Source organism: Arthrobacter sp. SAFR-044, from assembly GCF_059414985.1.
Genome location: NZ_JBPFDN010000009.1, coordinates 1 through 16117, shown reverse-complemented (window position 1 = coordinate 16117; position 16117 = coordinate 1). Strand labels below are relative to the sequence as shown.

General features: G+C 63.2%; 13 protein-coding genes. 5 read left to right on the top strand and 8 right to left on the bottom strand.

The window, feature by feature from the left end; translation table 11 throughout:
* Positions 1–75 precede the first annotated feature (75 nt).
* The gene (locus ACR65J_RS14430) at positions 76–3336 is read right to left on the bottom strand and encodes a 2-oxoglutarate dehydrogenase E1 component (protein ID WP_440170173.1); all 3261 of its coding nucleotides are present in this window, start codon (positions 3334–3336) and stop codon (positions 76–78) included.
* Positions 3337–3553: 217 nt separating this feature from the next.
* Here ACR65J_RS14430 and ACR65J_RS14425 point away from each other — a divergent pair, with 217 nt between their 5' ends.
* A complete protein-coding gene (locus ACR65J_RS14425) occupies positions 3554–4477 on the top strand; it encodes a LysR family transcriptional regulator (RefSeq protein ID WP_440170171.1) in 924 nt (307 codons plus the stop codon).
* Positions 4478–4530: 53 nt separating this feature from the next.
* On the opposite strand, the gene ACR65J_RS14420 is transcribed toward ACR65J_RS14425, so the two are convergent.
* The 4 genes from ACR65J_RS14420 to ACR65J_RS14405 form a co-directional block, all read right to left on the bottom strand.
* Positions 4531–5229: a GntR family transcriptional regulator gene (locus tag ACR65J_RS14420; RefSeq protein WP_440170169.1), complete on the bottom strand. Its 699-nt coding sequence runs from the start codon at positions 5227–5229 to the stop codon at positions 4531–4533.
* A 141-nt stretch (positions 5230–5370) separates the two neighbouring features.
* Complete coding sequence (locus ACR65J_RS14415; RefSeq protein WP_440170167.1) at positions 5371–6507, bottom strand: CaiB/BaiF CoA transferase family protein; 1137 nt, start codon at positions 6505–6507, stop codon at positions 5371–5373.
* A complete protein-coding gene (locus ACR65J_RS14410) occupies positions 6508–7383 on the bottom strand; it encodes an HpcH/HpaI aldolase/citrate lyase family protein (protein WP_440170165.1) in 876 nt (291 codons plus the stop codon).
* The gene (locus tag ACR65J_RS14405) at positions 7380–7946 is read right to left on the bottom strand and encodes a MaoC family dehydratase (protein WP_440170163.1); all 567 of its coding nucleotides are present in this window, start codon (positions 7944–7946) and stop codon (positions 7380–7382) included. Before ACR65J_RS14405 ends, ACR65J_RS14410 begins: the two co-directional genes overlap by 4 nt.
* Positions 7947–8131: 185 nt before the next feature.
* Here ACR65J_RS14405 and ACR65J_RS14400 point away from each other — a divergent pair, with 185 nt between their 5' ends.
* Positions 8132–9307 carry an acyl-CoA dehydrogenase family protein gene (locus ACR65J_RS14400; RefSeq protein ID WP_440170160.1) on the top strand — a complete coding sequence of 392 codons (1176 nt, stop codon included), beginning with the start codon at positions 8132–8134 and terminating at the stop codon, positions 9305–9307.
* A gap of 473 nt (positions 9308–9780) precedes the next feature.
* On the opposite strand, the gene ACR65J_RS14395 is transcribed toward ACR65J_RS14400, so the two are convergent.
* Positions 9781–10296, bottom strand: a complete 516-nt coding sequence (locus ACR65J_RS14395; RefSeq protein ID WP_440170158.1) for an Lrp/AsnC family transcriptional regulator — start codon at positions 10294–10296, stop codon at positions 9781–9783.
* A gap of 30 nt (positions 10297–10326) precedes the next feature.
* Between ACR65J_RS14395 and ACR65J_RS14390 the strand changes: the two genes are divergently transcribed.
* The 3 genes from ACR65J_RS14390 to ACR65J_RS14380 all read left to right on the top strand — a co-directional run bounded on the left by ACR65J_RS14390 (position 10327) and on the right by ACR65J_RS14380 (position 13448).
* Positions 10327–10665 carry an EamA family transporter gene (locus ACR65J_RS14390; protein ID WP_440170155.1) on the top strand — a complete coding sequence of 113 codons (339 nt, stop codon included), beginning with the start codon at positions 10327–10329 and terminating at the stop codon, positions 10663–10665.
* Entirely contained in the window at positions 10662–11591 is a 930-nt protein-coding gene (locus tag ACR65J_RS14385; RefSeq protein ID WP_440170153.1) for a DMT family transporter, read from the top strand. Before ACR65J_RS14390 ends, ACR65J_RS14385 begins: the two co-directional genes overlap by 4 nt.
* 1209 nt (positions 11592–12800) lie before the next feature.
* Positions 12801–13448, top strand: a complete 648-nt coding sequence (locus ACR65J_RS14380; protein ID WP_440170150.1) for a hypothetical protein — start codon at positions 12801–12803, stop codon at positions 13446–13448.
* Between the two features lie 1413 nt (positions 13449–14861).
* On the opposite strand, the gene ACR65J_RS14375 is transcribed toward ACR65J_RS14380, so the two are convergent.
* A complete protein-coding gene (locus ACR65J_RS14375; RefSeq protein ID WP_440170609.1) occupies positions 14862–15332 on the bottom strand; it encodes an IS3 family transposase in 471 nt (156 codons plus the stop codon).
* Between the two features lie 50 nt (positions 15333–15382).
* The gene (locus ACR65J_RS14370) at positions 15383–15703 is read right to left on the bottom strand and encodes a helix-turn-helix domain-containing protein (RefSeq protein ID WP_440170607.1); all 321 of its coding nucleotides are present in this window, start codon (positions 15701–15703) and stop codon (positions 15383–15385) included.
* Positions 15704–16117: the final 414 nt, after the last annotated feature.

Sequence of the window (16117 nt, the reverse complement as noted above, 5' to 3'; positions counted from 1 at the left end):
CTCCTCTCACTGCGCGAAGGCGGTGCAGGCAAGCCTGCACCGCCTTCGCGCCTGTCCGATACTCTAGGCCCCGCGTCAGCTGATGCGGTAGTCGACTTCGCCGGCCCGGGCCGCCGTGGCGAGAAGCCGCTCCTGCCCGGCTTTGTGTGCAGCGGAGTAGCCGTCGGCGGGGGAAGCCGCTTCGGGCCTGCCCACGTAGCCGAGGTTGAACTTGCCCAGGCCCAGCTTCAGGAGTTTGGGAAGGACGTAGGTCCAGGCGCCCATGTTCTCCGGTTCTTCCTGCAGCCAGACGATTTCCTCGAGGCTGGCCGCGGCGGCGACTTCTTGCAGGATTTCCTCCTGCGGAAATGGGTAGAGGCTTTCGAGCCGCAGGAGCCGCACACCGTCGCCGAGGCGGTCCTTGACTTCGACGCCGACCTTCCCGGAGCAGAGCAGCAGCCTGCGGGTGTGCTCGCTGGAGGCCCCGCTGGAGAGGACGGGGTTGAACCGGACCGGTGCGAAGTCGGCCACAGGTGACTTGGCCGACTCTGCCCGGAGGAGGGACTTGGGGGTGAAGATCACGTGCGGCCGCGGGTCATCGGCCGCCGCTGCTCCTACCAGGGCCGCGAAGTACTGGGCCGCTGTTGTGGGGATCATGATGCGGGAGTTGTTCCGTGCGGCAAGCTGGAGGAACCTCTCCAGCCGTGCCGAGGAGTGCTCGGGTCCGGCGCTTTCCCAGCCGTGGGGGAGGAGGATAACCAGCCTGCTGTCGCGGCCCCATTTGTCGCGTCCGGCCATGATGAACTGATCGAACATGACCTGGGCCACGTTGACGAAGTCGCCGAACTGCGCCTCCCAGATCTGCAGTGAATTCGTGTTTGTCCGGCCGTAGCCGTACTCGAATCCAACGGTTGCGACCTCGGTCAGGGGCGTGTTTGCCACGAGGAACGGGGCTTTGTCGAAGGCCAGGCGCTCGGCCTTGTCGCCGGTGGTGGCATCGTGGACAACGATGTGCCGGTGGCTGAAGGTCCCGCGCTCAACGTCCTCGCCCGTCAACCTGATGGGCACGCCCGCCTCGTTGATCAGTTTCAGTGCAAGCAGTTCCGCCTGGCCCCAGTCAACCATGGCGTCCTGGGCCCGGGTGTTCAGCCGCTTGGAGAACTGGCGCATGAGCTTCGGGTGGATCGCGAAGTCATCCCGGTCCTGCTCCGCCAGGTCGAGGACCTGGACGGCCCAGTCGGCCGGTGCGGTTTCCAGGGCAGCCAGCACGGCCGGCCGGGAAGGCAACTCCTGGTTGACGACGGTATTCAGATCGAACGTCCGGGCTTTCTCCAAGGACTCCACCAGCGCAGCGCGCGACGCGGTCTTGGTGGTTTCCACGTAGTCAGACGGGACCAGTCCGGAGGCCTCAAGACGGGAAGCGTAGATTTCGTGCACGGGAGGGTGTTCGTCGATGTCGGCGTAATAGACAGGCTGCGTGTAGCGCGGCTCGTCCGTCTCGTTGTGGCCGTGCCGGCGATAGCCGAGCACGTGGACGATGATGTCCTTGCCGAAGCGTTCGCGGTAGTCGAAGGCGATCTTGGCGGCGACCAGGTTGGCGTCGATGTCGTCGGCGTCGGTGTGGATGACCGGCACATCGAACCCCTTGACGACGTCGGAAGGCCACAATGTGGAGCGGAGCTGGAAGGGGGTGGCCGTGAAGCCGAGGCGGTTGTCCTGGACAATATGGATGCTTCCGCCCACATCGTAAGGCGCCAGGTTCTGCAGGTTCAGGGTCTCGTACACCACGCCTTGGCCGGTGAAGGCGGCGTCGCCGTGGAGGAGGACGGGAAGAACGCGGCGACGGGCCTGCTCCCGGCTTTCCCCATCCGCCACGAGCTGGTCCTGCTTGGCGCGGACCGCGCCGAGGGCGACGGGGGAGACAAATTCCAGGTGGCTGGGGTTCTGCTCGAGCGTGACATTGATGGAGGCGCCGTCGACGTCGTCAAACCTGCCCTTACCGCCAAGGTGCTGCCGTACATCGCCTACCGGCGCATTTTCCGAGGCACGCGCAGTGGGCAGAAACTCCGCCAGGATACGTTCCGCCGGCCACTTCAGGACATGGGCCATGATGCTCAGCCGGCCGCGGTGTGCCATGCCCAGGACGGCGTCCGAATAACCTGCTTCCGCAGCATGGCCGGCCATTTCGGCAAGGGCGAGGACTGTCGCTTCCAGACCCTGGACGGACAGGGTCTTCTGCCCCAGGAACTGGGTCTGCAGATAGGCCTCGAAGACGTCGAGTTCGGTGGCCAGCCGCAGTGCCTGAAGGCGGCGGGAGGAAGCGGGCGACGGTGTCCCGTTCCGCAGGAGCTCGGCGAGCCACTGACGGGATTCCGGGTCCGAGAGGTGGCTGAATTCCACTTCGACACCGTCGGGAAGCCAGGATCCTTCGTCGCGGGCACGCACCGGTTCAAGCCGGGCGACGGCGGTGCTGGCGGAGCTTTCGTACTCGGCCAGCCTGATGTCGTCGTGCTCGGACCCCGGTTGGGCGGGAAGATCCAGCAGGACATCGCCGGCTGGTGTGCCGCGCAGTTCGCCTTCGAGATCAGCGAGGAATTCCGGGGAGCGCAGGAGCTTCTCTACGGTCCCCAGGAAGAGTCCAGAATCCGCGCCCTGGATGGCCCGGTGGTCGTAGGTTGAGGACAGAGTGAGCACGGGATCCACGTGCTGGGTGCGGGCGAGTGTCTCAAGTCCGGCGGGGATGCCGATGGCTCCCGCCGCGACGATGATTCCCGGGCCCGGCGGGAGCAGCGGGACGCCGGTGGTGGACCCGAAGCGGCCGGTGCTTGTCAGGATCAGGGTGGCGCCGCGAAGGTCGGTAACGGCGACCGTCCCGGCCCGGCACGCCTGGGACAGTTCGCCGAGGCGGCTGACAAAGGAAGGGAAGGAAAGGCTGGCGGCGTCACGGATCACTGGGACCATGATTGAGTGGCCGGCGGCTGTCTCAACATCCACGGCCACGCCGAGGTTCACGGTTGCTTCTTCGACCAGGACCAGGTCCTTCTCCGCCGCTTCGATGCGGCGCCGTACGGCGGGAACTGTGCCTTGGGCGGCCCGCGCCATCGCCGTGGCAAGTACGGCGGCGATGGGGACGTTGAAGCCCTCGCCACGCAGCTTTTCCCGCCACTGCATCAGGGCCGACACCTCGAACGTGCGGATGGTTGAGGCCGTGGGGATCGCCAGGCTCGCCTCCATGTTCCGGGCCATCGCGGCGGACCGGCCACGCAGCGGGCGCCGGACGTCGGCGTCTGGCGTGCTGCTGGGTTCTGGCCCGGATTCGGCCGGCTTTCGATCAGGGGTGGTTATGTTGGGCAGCATCTCTATCCTTTGCGCAGTGCAGGTGTGTCAGGTGCCATCAGGATGTTGTCGGGGGGGGCACCAACGGGATTCATTCCATCGTCCGCGTTATGGATCAGAGTCACAAATACCTCTTTGTGATGGAAGGATGTCGTAGGGTGATCGTGAGTCGAGCAGGTCCGTGCCCTAGGAACGGCAGGTAAGCACTGCCCAGGCTCCGGACGGAGGAACCATGGAAATGAGGCAGCTTCAGGCACTGCTGGCGGTGGCAGACACGGGAAGCGTGACACGGGCCGCTGAGCTGCTGCATGTGGTGCAGCCCGCGGTCACCCGCCAAATTCACAACTTGGAGGCCGAACTCGGGGCAGTACTCTTCGATCGGAGCCGCGCAGGGATGAGGGCAACGGACATCGGCGTCCAGGTCATCGAACGTGCACGGCGGGCACTTAGCGAGCTGGACCGCGCCCGGGAGGAGGCGCGCTCCTCCGGTGCGGGCCTCTACGGAATCGTGACCGTGGGCCTTCTGGCCAGCACCGCTGCATTACTCGCTGTTCCCGTGGTTTCCGCCGTTACGGAGCGGCATCCAGGGGTCCGGCTGCGGATAGTGACCGGGTATGGCGGCCACCTCAGCCGCTGGCTTGAGGCCGGGGACGTGGACGTTGCCCTCACCTACAACCAGCCGCCGGCGGCCGCACTTGACGTTAGAACGCTCTTGGATGAGGACCTATGGGCAGTGGCACCCCCAATGGAAGGCCTTCTCGCGGCTGAGGGTGAGGACCTTCGCGACCTGTTGCAGCGGTCCCTTGTGATGCCGAGCCCGCCGCATGGCATCCGCTCGCTCGTGGAAAGCTCCGCGGCGCGAATCGGGCTGGCGCTGGACATAGCAGTGGAAACCAATGATGCAGTGGTTCAGAGACAGCTGGTGCAGGGCGGGCTCGGATGGACGGTCCTGCCGGGCATCATGGTGGCGGCCGAAGCGGCGGGCGGCACCCTCAACGCAGCCCCCATCGTCAACCCGGGGATCCCCCGGAGGATCGTCCTCGCCAGGCCCACGGGATCGAGGTCCACGAGTGCCGTCCGGGTGGTCGCTGACGTCCTGGAAGAAACGGTTCTTAGCCTGATTAGTGCCGGAAAGTGGCCGTCCGCCCGCCGGGTCCAGTAGTCCGGGGGCGGACGTCTGGGAGAAGAGAACGTCACCCGCCAGCTGAACCGTGCCTAGGAAAGAGGCTGGACCTCACGCTGGGCTGCGGCGATGCGGTCGTCGAAGTGGGCGGCCAGCAGCTCACCCGAGTGGACGATGTGCTGGTGCATCGCGGCCCGTGCCGCCTCCGGGTCTTTTGCTTTGATGCTTTGGAGCAGTTCGGCGTGGTCGTCCATCGTGGCTTGGGGCCAGCCGGGGATGGTTGAGTAGAACTGCCGGGGAACGTAGCGGGTAACCAACCCCAGGACCCAGACGGTTTTTCGGGAATCGGCCATCAGGTTGATCTCGCGGTGGAAGGCGTGGTTCTTCTCTTCCAGGAGTTCGTGGTTGTTCCGGGCGGCGGCCGCGCTGAGTTCGTGGTGCAGTGCTTCGAGTTCGGCGACATCCTGTTCGGTGGCGTTGGCGGCGGCCCGGGCGGCCAGTTCCCCGCCGATAAGGGCCTGGACCTGGAAGAGGTCGCGGATGTCCTGCCCGGTCAGTGACGCCACGACGAACCCGTGCCGCGGCACAAGTTCCAGGAAGCCTTCAACCCTGAGGGCCTGGAGCGCCTCGCGTGCCGGCGTGGTGGAAATGCCCAGTTGCTCACCGATCGTCTCGGGGCGGACCAACGTTCCGGGCCGCAGTTCACCGGACATGATGAGGCCCCGGATATGGGCCGTTGCCTTCTCGCTCAGTTGCGGGCGTGCGCTGCTGCGGGGGCTGCGGCTGGTCATGGTCTGCGGACTCTTTCTGATCAATTTCCCCACCTAACATACGGCATCAGCCACGGCAGGCCCGGGGTTACCGGTCTGCCGTGGCTAATGCGTAACCCGGGAAACTCAGATGGTGGTTCCGGGGCGTAGCCAGCCCTGTGCTCAGAGCCCCAGTTCGGCCAGGATCTTGTCCGTGTGTTCGCCGATCTCCGGCACCGGATCCATCCTGACGTCGGTTTCCCGGGACGTAACCGGCGGGAGCAGGCTGCGCAGCGGGCCCACTGGGGAGCCAACATCGCGCCAGCGGTTGCGTTCTGCCAGCTGCGGGTGCGCGGAGAACTCGTGCATGTCCCGCAATTGGGCGTTGGCAACGCCCGCGGCGTCCAGCCGGGACAGGACCTCGGCCACCGGCAGCGTCCCGAGGACTGCGTTTATGGCTTCGTGCAGCGCCGGACGGTTGTCCACACGCAGCGCGTTGCCGGCGAAGCGTGCGTCCTGCGCAAGTTGCGGCTGCTGCAGTACATCAGTGCAAAACTTGGCCCATTCGCGCTCGTTCTGGATGCCGAAGAACACGGTGCCGTCGGCAGCGCCGAACGGTCCGTAGGGGGCAATGCTGGCATGCTGCGCACCGCTGCGGACGGGTGGGGCCCCGCCGTATTCCGCGTAGAAGTAGGGCTGGGCCATCCATTCGCCCAGCGCTTCGAGCATGGAGATCTCCAGGACGTCGCCGCGGCCTGTGGTGGCCCGCTGCAGCAGTGAGGTCAGGATGCCGGAGTAGGCGTACATGCCCGCCGAGACGTCGGCGATGGACACGCCCACCTTGGCGGGGGAGTCCGGGGTGCCGGTGACGCTGAGCAGGCCGGTCTCGCACTGGACCAGCAGGTCGTAGGCCTTTTTCTGTTCATAGGAACCGCCGCGGCCGTAACCGGAGATGGAAGTGTGGATCAGGCGCGGGTTCAGGGCCAGAGCCTCGTCCGGGCCCAGTCCCAGGCGTTCGATGGCACCTGGGGCGAGGTTTTGGACCAGCACGTCAGCGGTGGACACGAGCTTGCGGAGCACCGCCATGCCTTCGTCGGACTTCAGGTCTAGGACGATGCTTTCTTTGGACCGGTTCAGCCAGACAAAGTAGCTGGCCATGCCGTGGACCTTGGTGTCGTAGCCGCGGGCGAAGTCACCGGTGTCCCGTTCCACCTTGATCACCCGGGCACCGAGGTCGGCGAGTTGGCGGGTGGCGAACGGGGCGGCGACGGCCTGTTCCAGGGAGATGACGGTGATGCCTGCCAAGGGGAGGGTGCCCATTTACTGCTCCTTCCCTGCACGCTGCAGGATGCGTTTGGCCCGCTCGGTGACCGGACGGTCAATCATCTGGCCATCCACTTGGGCCGCGCCGCCTTCGGCGCCAATGACGGACAGTGCCCACTCCACGTCTGCTTCCGTGGGTGCGAATGCCCCATGAACGGGAGCCAGCTGGGTTGGGTGGATGCAGAGCTTGCCGCCGAAACCGAAGTTCCGGGCCAGCCGGGCTGACGCCGTCACACGGATGGTGTCCTTGATGTCTGTGGAAGGTGAATCCAGTGGCGCCGCGATGCCGGCGGCCCGCGAGGCGAGGACCAGCTGGGCGCGGGCATGGTCAAGAAAGCGGTCTCCGCCGTCGGCGTCGATGTCCAGGGCGAAGTCGATGGCGCCGAATGCCAGCCGCGTCACGCCCGGCACGCGTGCCAGTTCAACGGCGTTCACCACGCCGAGGGCGGATTCGACCAGCGGGACCAGGGCAAGGTGGTTTGGCATGTCCGAGCGCAGCTGGCGCAGGGCGGCGGGGTCTTCCGCCTTTGGCACCACGATGCCGAGCAGACCCGAGCCCGGCATGCGGGAAGCCGAAAGCAGCAAGGTGATGTCGGCGTCGTAATGGTCGGAACCCTGCGGGTTCACCCGCACTAGCGCACGCACTCCTGCACCCCCGTCCGACGGTGCCACCGCCTCCACCGCCGCAGTCAACGCAGCGGACTTGGCGCCGGGCGCGACCGCGTCCTCCAGATCGATGATTACGACGCCGGCGCCCGCGGCGGCTGCCTTGGCGAACCGTTCGGGGCGGTCACCGGGAACGAACAATGCGGTGACTGCCGAGGCGACGGTTTCGGCGCCGGAAATGGTGAGGCTTCCTGCCGGCGCCGTCACTGGAAGTCCCCGATCGAGGGCAACGTGGACTCATCCGGGCGGGCGGATTCGACGCCCGGAAGGTAACCGTGCCGATACACCATGAACGTCCGACGGTAGCTAATCACGATCTTGCTGTCCTGGTTGAAACCCTCGGTGGCCACGGTAACCAGGCCGAGGTTGGGCCGGGACTTGGATTCCCGGGTGGAGAGGACCTTGGACCGGGAGTAGATGGTGTCGCCTTCATAGACGGGGTTCGGCATGCGGACCTCGTCCCAGCCCATGTTCGCGAAGACGTTCATGGAGAGGTCGATGGTGGACTGGCCGGTGACCAGCGCGAGCGTGAAGGTGGAGTTGACCAGCGGCAGCCCGAATTCGGTGGCCTTGGCGAAATTGCGGTCCACGTGGGTCTTGGCCACGTTCTGCGTCATGAGCGTGAAGGACTGGTTGTCCGCCTCCGTCACGGTCTTACCGAACGGATGGTAGTAGATGTCCCCGGGGGAGAAGTCTTCAAACAGGCGCCCCGTCCAGCCCTCTACTACGCGGCCTTCGGTAGTTGCAGCCTGTGTTGCTTCGTTGGTCATCGTTGATCTCCTTGAGCCAATATATTGTGATCCGTGACCAGTTTCGCGGCTTGTTGCCTGCAATGTCAAGGTTTTATATCCCCCACGGGCACGCAAGGCAAGTCTTGCCAATTCCCAATATATTGGCGTATCGTCATGTCCCAGCAGTGACAGAAGGTCGCCGTCAGCCATTCAAAGGAGAACCGATGCATACCCTCACCGCCGGACTGGACCAGCTGCGCGAGCAGACCCGCCTCCTGTGCGCAGGCTTCCCGGACGAGTACTGGCGCGAAACGGACCGCAACCGCCGTTACCCGCAGGAGTTTGTGGACACGCTCACCGAGGCCGGCCTGCTCTCGGCTCTGATCCCTACCGAGTACGGCGGCCTGGGCCTTGGCCTGACCGAGGCGTCCGTCATCATGGAGGAAATCAACAAGTCCGGCGGCCATTCAGCGGCATGCCACGCGCAGATGTACACCATGGGTGCCCTGCTCAGGCACGGCAACGCGGCTCAGAAGAGCGAGTATCTGCCCCAGATCGCTACCGGCTCGCTGCGGCTGCAGGCCTTCTCCATCACCGAGGACAAGGCTGGCTCGGATACCACCAGCATCGAAACAGCCGCAGTACGCGACGGCGATGACTTCATCATCACCGGCCACAAGAGCTGGACCAGCCGCATCGAGGAATCCGACCTCCTCTTTGTCCTGGCCCGCACCTCCGAAAAGCCCGAAGGCAAGGGCACCGACAAGACCCACGGCCTGACCCTGTTCCTGGTGGACCTGCGCCAGGTCCGGGCCGAACAGCCGGAATCGCTCGAGGTGGTCAAAGTCCGCACCATGTTCAACTACGCCACCAACCAGATCCACTACCACGGCATGCGCGTCCCGGCATCTGCCGTCATCGGTGAGGTGGGCAAGGGCTTCCGCTATGTCATCGACGGCTGGAACGCCGAGCGCATCCTGCTGGCCTCCGAAGCGATCGGCGACGGCTACTGGTTCACGACGCGGGGAGTAGAGTACGCCAACAGCCGCGAGGTGTTCGGTCGTAAGATCGGCAGCAACCAGGGCGTGCAGTTCCCCATCACCGATGCCTACATGAAGGTCCGCGCCGCCGACATGATGCGCTACGAGGCCGCCCGGCTCTTTGACGCTGGCGAACCCTGCGGCGCAGAGGCCAACATGGCCAAACACCTCGCCTCCGAAGCCAGCTGGGCCGCCGCCAACGCCTGCCTTGACACCCACGGCGGCTACGGCTTTGTGGACGAGTACGACGTCGAACGCAAGTTCCGCGAGACCCGCATGTTCCAGGTGGCCCCGGTCAACAACAACCTGATCAAGAGCTTCGTGGCCACCAAGGTCCTGGGCCTGCCCCGCTCCTACTAGCCACGCGGTGTTGCTGCCAGATCCACTGCAACGGCTGCGGTTGAGTGTCAAGGCTCGTTGGGGAAGAACTGTGCGACTGACTACTTGATGAGCGCTCTACTCGTGGCAGAGGCCCTCGATTATGCTGGTCTGGAGTGCTCCCATGCTCCTGCGGCGGCCAATACCCTCAATCTGATAGGCATTGTCTTCTGCTCCGCTGCTGGCTGACGGAGCTCTCATCCGGAGGTAACAGAGGGCCTTTCAGTTCCTCTCCGGGGCTTTTCAAAGAGCTGATATCCAGCCTTCCGTCATCCTGCCCAAGCCTGGATACGTGCCCCTGCTACCCGGACCTACTGTCACATAGAGCGGTCCATGGCTGGGGTCAATTCGGGTTATCCACGGCTGGAAATCGGGAGCCGTTTGGGTAGCTCCCTAGCAGCAGTAGCGGTGGATAACCTGCGGAGAATTGTCCCGGGGTTGTGGGCGGCGGCAACCTACTTCGGCGTTCCGACTCCTGGAGGTCCGTCGCTGGGCCTGTTGTCCTGGCTCCCTGGCTTCCTGGCCCCCGGCTGAACAACCGGAGCCCAGCGCTTGGGCGACGAGAAGATAAAAGATGTCGCAGAGCTGCCCTTATCGTGGAGCGAGTCGATGAAAGGTTCCAAGTCGCGGATGGTCTCCGCGACCACACGCAAGATGTGATCGTCCTGGCCCGCCACCCGATGATCCTCAAGTACATACGGGTCGGCTATAGCTTGGGTTGCAATTCCGTAGGATTGCAGCTTGCCGGTACTTTCAATGTGAATGAAAGCTTCAACCGCGTATCCAGCAGCAAGGGGATCGACACGGGCACTGTAGCCAGTTATCACCCCGTGCCGCTCAAGACGTCGCACTCGGCTAGCAACTGCAGGGGCAGTCAAACCTACGTGCCGCCCGAGCTCTCGGTATCCGAGACGGGCATCTTCCTGCAGCAGCCGCAACAATTCCCAATCAACACCATCCAGAGCCACCATGGATTAAATTTTAGGCTGTCAGCTTTCCAAATGGATACTGTTTTACTCTCGAACTTTACGAGTTGCCTTCCCACGACCTTTGCATTCTTCCTACACTGGATGCCATGTTGGAACAATCTCTCTTGGCGACCGGCCACGTGTAGCGTGAAAGCAAGCGCGTGGTGTCTGTTTGCCCTGGTTTCACTCCTCTGGGGAGTGCCTTATCTCTTCATCGAGATTGCACCGAGGGACGTCGAACCTCTCTGGATCGCTGCCGCACGTGTAGTCATAGCGGCTCTCGTCATGGCGCCATTCCTGCTGCATCGACAGCGTTGGGCTGCCATCCTGCGCGAGTATGTGTGTGGCGAAGCCGAGGGGGTCGCCATATGAACTCCTCGCAGCGCTACGACACGCGCGCGTGGCTGCTATTCGCCGCGATGGCAGTGCTGTGGGGCACCCCCTATCTCTTCATCAGCGTCGCCGTCGAGTCGTACTCTCCAGCTGCGGTGGTGGCAGGCCGCACTCTGCTCGGCGCCGTGCTCCTCTTGCCGTTCGCCATCCGGCAGAAGGCACTGCGACCCGCGTTCGCGAAGATCGGCTGGGTGCTGCTGTTCGGCGCCATCGAGATGGCCGGGCCCTTCCTGCTCCTCGGTCATGCCGAGCAAACACTGCCGTCGGGGCTCACGGGCCTGCTCGTCGCGACGGTCCCGCTGTTTGCGGCGATCATCGCGTTCGGCGGCGGTGACCGGTCGGCCCTCAGCCCGGGGCGCAGCATCGGACTCTTCGTCGGCTTCGTCGGCGTGTTCGTGATGGTCGCCGGGCCGGGCCTCGCAGTCGAAGGGGGGAATGGTCTCATCGCCGTCGGCGAAGTCCTGCTGGTCGCGCTGATGTACGCGATCGCGCCGTTCGTGATCGCGACCAAGCTGCGCGACGTGCCCCCGCTCGGCTCCATCACCCTCGCGCTCCTCGCGGTAGGGATCTTCTACACGCCGATCGCGTTCCTGACGCAGCACCAGGTGCCGACCCTCGAGGGCACGCTAGCGCTCATCGCACTGGCCGTCCTGTGCACGGCGCTGGCGTTTATCACCTTCTTTGCGCTGATCGCGCGGGTGGGCCCGGTGCGGGCGCCGCTGTTCACGTATGTCAACCCCGTCGTTGCCATCGTGCTGGGCACTCTCATTCTTGGCGAGCCGCTGACGGTCGGCCTGCTGATCGGTTTCCCGCTGATGATGGCCGGATGCTGGCTCGCCGCCACGCGCGGCACCCTACGAGCCCGCAAGGTCACGGCCGACCTACCGCCGATTGTCCGGAGCTGAACCAGCCGTGCCTACGCCCGTTCCCGCATATTTTCAAGAGCCGATAATTGTGGTTCCGTCAATTAGCCACTGAGACCTGGTCTCATGGCGTGACACCGTGAACGGCCGTGTTTGGCGTTCCGGCCTTGCAATCCTGATATCGCTCTGGTCGTTGAGGTAGTTCGTCGTTCTGGTAGGGGAGCAGTAGCTGGTGGAGGGGCGGGAGTGCAACTTGGGGGACCCGCGTCAGAGTTCGGAAACTTTGTCCGGCTGAAGGAGCAGTCACGTCGCGGGGAAGTTTCCCGTTCCCGGGGCCGGCGCGAAAGCGCCCTGGTTGCACTGAGGACCCGCCCAGCTATCATCGCGCCGTCCAGAATGACTACACTGCCGTCCGAGTTGAATCGTTGGTCGGCTACCGTTTTCGAAGCTACGGGGCGGTGGTGATCGGCGGGCATGAGTTCGCCCAGAAGACGCCCAGCCGAGTTCGAGAAATTGGGCCCCAGCGGAGGGGTGTGGACAATGTCCGCACTTTTCGTAGCGGAGTGCCTCGTACCGCCGGAGAACTGCTTCGGATTCCGTATGTTTTCGCGGGTTCTCAGTGTTTGCAACGGCTGGAAGACGGTTCGAGTCCCACCTCGGGCACAGTGTTTCCGCAGGTCAGAGGCTTTTTCAGTTTTTAGTGTTGACAAAGCTTGACATTTTCGACGTGCTGGTATCGCGCGAAGCGTCGATGAGCAACCTTTAACCGTGAAGAACTCAATGTGGACTGAACTCTGGACGCCCTCCAGGGCCTGGAAGTCCCGCTGCGCATCCCGGGGCGGGGGGCTTTCGAGCGTTCCGTAAACACCTTTAGATAGTAGAGGCGTCAACCAAAGGCGTGGCGACAAATCGGAGCGCCGTTCAAAGTGCGGGGTCTTTTATGGCTTCAACAATTCCGTCCAAAGCCCGCTTTTCTCTGCGGGGCGACCAGCAGGTGCCGCTCGATGGTGTCATCCAGCCGCTCCCACGGCACCGCCTGAGTCGGCGCCTCGTTCCAGTTAGGCGGGGCGGGGTGCAACTCCTTGGCCTCAAATCGCTCAGAAGGTCTTCGGCGACCTTGGACATCACGCATGTGGCGCACATGCGCCCATTCTGCCCGATTCGCCGTGGAAAAAATTAGGGGTACCCAATCTCTCCGGCATAGGGTGCGTGTCGTTGACCGCCCGGAAGGCTCAGCGGATACTCCCGGCTATGGACGTCCAGCAAAACGTGCCGGCCGAGAATGACAGCAGCCACAAAGTTACCTGGTCAAACTTCTGGAAGCGGCCGGAGGTAGTTGTCCCGATCCTGGTGGGAGGGGCCCTCTCAGTTTGGGGCGTTACGGCCGCGCAGGTTCCCAAGGACCCGGTCGCCGAGTGCCATAGACAGTATCCTGATGCGAAGGGGATACCGGTCCGGAAGGGAGAGAACCGGAACCCCTCGACATATGTGGTGGAGGGCTGCAGACAACCCGGACTTGCAGGCGTAGGTGACGACGCGCTGTGGAGAGCCGACCTTACCATCTATGGGATTCCTGATACCGCTCTGGCGGACGCGTTTACACGGGTGGAGGTGTATGACAGCAAGTGTCCCGCTCTTGGCATTAACTACAAGTACGACCATATGGGGACGGTCTCGCAGTATCGGATCGTTGTCCAGAACCAGCAAACAGTGTCAGGAAACCTGGAGGACCCGAAGAGCATCTACAGCGTAGGAACCATCCCTCCCGCGAACGTTCCGCAGGAAGTAAGGGACATGGCTGGCAGCAGGTTGCTGGTGCTGAACAACGACAGGAACGAGCTGGAGTCTGTAAGCTGCGAGGATTTCACGGCGGCAGCCAAGCGGCCGCCGCTGGGCTAACCTGCCTGCGGGCCCTTCAGGCTGTTTCGCCCAAGCTCTATGTCCGGTTGTAGTCAGCCGCTCAGGTCTGCTGCTTCAACGTTTGGAGGAATTTCCCTTTGGCGCTTGGGCACTAAGCTTCGACCCGCTGTGGGCAGCCATTCCTCAGCTTCACCGATGGCCCACTTTGCCTTCAGCGGGGCAACAGGTACGCGCACAATTGGTATGCGCCGTTACGGATGGACCTTCTTCCGAAGTCATGAGGTCGGTGCAGGCCTCGAGCGGGTTCGATACTGGTGAAATAAGGGGTGTTGACAATGTCAACGCTTCTTGCCCATTACTGGGGAGTAGCCGGACCGGACTGCTCCGGACTCCGCATGTTTTCGCGTTCTCGCTTATGGGCGCCCTTGGGAGGCGGTCTTAGGCGTGCCCGCGAGAGTCGCGGCCCCGAGGTTTGTCCTGCCAAAGAGGGGGGTGGACAGTGTCCACACTTACGTCTGCTTTATTGGAGGGCCGTGAGGTGTCAGCGATGGCGGGTTCCACAGCCTTGATTCCGTAGTCCTGCGGCGCCCGCACGTAAGGCGGGGGACTGTCAGCGCTCACTGCTTTCGCGACCGTGTTCCTGGAGATCTCCAACCTCAAAGCTATCGATCTCATCGACTCACCCGCGGTCAGATGCAATGGCCCGACAAGCGCCCAATCTTCCGCTGTGATCACCCACCCAATCGTTCGGAACGGGTGGCTCAGTTTCCAAGCCCTCACAATGGCTCACTGGTCGAGCGTCATTGACATGAGGACTGAGTCCGATGTCGGGTTGGGCCGCAAACCTTTCGATCACGGTGCCTGGAAAGTGGTTCTTGAAGCACAAGGTGTCTGCGACTTGGGTTGATTTGCGGTGATGAATGACGGTGCTTCGGGGACCCTCCATGTCACCTTCAGATGCCCTCCGAGCGGGTGTAAGAGGCAGTCAGGCCAGCTCTCGCCTGCTGCCCGGCTGCCTCGAAACGCTAGGGCTGTGAGACAGGTTGGCAGTCAGTAGTTGTCTTCCTGCCACCCTGTGCTGGTCATGATTTTTGTGGAGATCGAGCGGGGTATTACTGCGTGCTCCGTCCCGAGCCACATCATTATTCGGTCGTGATGCTCACAGGCAATCCCGCTTGCACCGTCCGCTAGTAACGCCCACCAAGGACCGGGACTCCGTCGACGTTCAGGCTGTGAGGGGTGCCTTTCACCAAACCGATCCATCTGATGGTCTGTGCAAGCCCTGAGAGCTGCCGTGTCCTGGCAAACTCGGTCAACTCGTTCGTAAGGACTGTGAGGAGAAATGCGGCGTGGTGGGGGTCGGGGCGATCAGGCTTGAACGTAGCCAAGCATTCGGGTGCGTCGGCGCCGGTGCCCGGTCCTGAAGCGATGGCAAAGCGTGCGATGACCGTTTCACCGCCCGTTGCTCGAGGCACGGGCGTGGATATGCCGCCGGGATCGAGTCCTTTTGTGTCCGTGTGGACTGCAAACGGGCCGAATGCCGCGAGTTCCGCCCAGATACGATCGCGCAGAGAGGAGTGCGACGTCGGTGGCCCACTTGGTGTGTTTGACGGCGGCCTCGAACTTGCGGTTCAACACGTTCTCAGCCGTCTTACCGACCTCGCCGCGGAAGGAGTTGTATCTGCGCCGGCGACGGACCGGGCTTTGCAATCCGAGCCCGCGCATGAGCTTCAGCACGGTCTTCTTCGACACTGTCCATCCCTGTCGTAGGAGCATGGCTAGGACACGTCGATGCCCGTAAGCGCTTCGCGCCTGCGTGAAGACCTCACGAATGGCTTCTTTGAGTTCCGCCTGCCGATCCGGCCGGGTGAGCCGGTTGCGGTGGTCGTAGAAAGTGGACCGGGGAATCTTTGCCAGATGCAACAGCAGCTGCAACCGGTGGTGGGCCTTGAGGTCATTGATCGCTTGAACTTTCAGCGTCGTTCCTGTGCCCTCAAGGCCCGCAATTTTCCCAGGTACGCCACCTCCGCACGCAACCGCTCGTTCTCCCTTCGGAGTTGCTCGACCTCGCTCTCGGGAACTGGATTCTCGCGACTGACCGGTGGCCGGCCCCGTCTCTTCGGGCGTAAGCCGTCTTCACCCTCGCGCCGGTAAATTCTCGTCCAGTTCGTGACGGTGCCGGGAGAGGGAAGGTCGTACTCCTTCGCCAGGACGCGTCCGGACACGCCCTGAAGATGACGTCGAACGATCAAGAGCTTGGTTTCGATGTCGTACTGCCTACGGTCTCTTGTCATCAGCGCACCCGATCCCCTTACCTGCCATCGTTGATACAACATTTGGACAGGGTTAGGTGCTAAATCAAGAGTCAGCGCGACGGACTTCGCAGTCAGCCCTTGCTCGAACAACTCGATAGCCGACACTGCATCGGAGTGACACAACGTGCTTCTCAAGTACATCTGACTACTCCTGGAAGAAGGATCCTAAATTGGGTGTCCAACTTCCGGGGACCACTCCACTAGGCCGTTGAAGTTCTCGTTAGCTCCGCGTTGCCAAGGGCTGGATCGTTCAGCGAAGTAGATCCGTAGTGTCGGTGACGGTCGAAAACTGAGCCATTGTGACGGTTGAAAACGTAGCCACCTGTTCCAAACGATTGGGTGGGTGATCACAGTGGAGGATTGGGCGCTTATTCGGCGGTTGCATCTTGCCGA

Bases quoted from the DNA above. Each gene is read 5' to 3' on its own strand.
- ACR65J_RS14370 (WP_440170607.1), bottom strand. From the start codon at position 15,703: ATGACAAGAGACCGTAGGCAGTACGACATCGAAACCAAGCTCTTGATC.
- ACR65J_RS14405 (WP_440170163.1), bottom strand. From the start codon at position 7,946: ATGACCAACGAAGCAACACAGGCTGCAACTACCGAAGGCCGCGTAGTA.
- ACR65J_RS14430 (WP_440170173.1), bottom strand. From the start codon at position 3,336: ATGCTGCCCAACATAACCACCCCTGATCGAAAGCCGGCCGAATCCGGG.
- ACR65J_RS14420 (WP_440170169.1), bottom strand. From the start codon at position 5,229: ATGACCAGCCGCAGCCCCCGCAGCAGCGCACGCCCGCAACTGAGCGAG.
- ACR65J_RS14425 (WP_440170171.1), top strand. From the start codon at position 3,554: ATGAGGCAGCTTCAGGCACTGCTGGCGGTGGCAGACACGGGAAGCGTG.
- ACR65J_RS14385 (WP_440170153.1), top strand. From the start codon at position 10,662: ATGAACTCCTCGCAGCGCTACGACACGCGCGCGTGGCTGCTATTCGCC.
- ACR65J_RS14400 (WP_440170160.1), top strand. From the start codon at position 8,132: ATGCATACCCTCACCGCCGGACTGGACCAGCTGCGCGAGCAGACCCGC.
- ACR65J_RS14395 (WP_440170158.1), bottom strand. From the start codon at position 10,296: ATGGTGGCTCTGGATGGTGTTGATTGGGAATTGTTGCGGCTGCTGCAG.
- ACR65J_RS14415 (WP_440170167.1), bottom strand. From the start codon at position 6,507: ATGGGCACCCTCCCCTTGGCAGGCATCACCGTCATCTCCCTGGAACAG.
- ACR65J_RS14380 (WP_440170150.1), top strand. From the start codon at position 12,801: ATGGACGTCCAGCAAAACGTGCCGGCCGAGAATGACAGCAGCCACAAA.
- ACR65J_RS14390 (WP_440170155.1), top strand. From the start codon at position 10,327: ATGGATACTGTTTTACTCTCGAACTTTACGAGTTGCCTTCCCACGACC.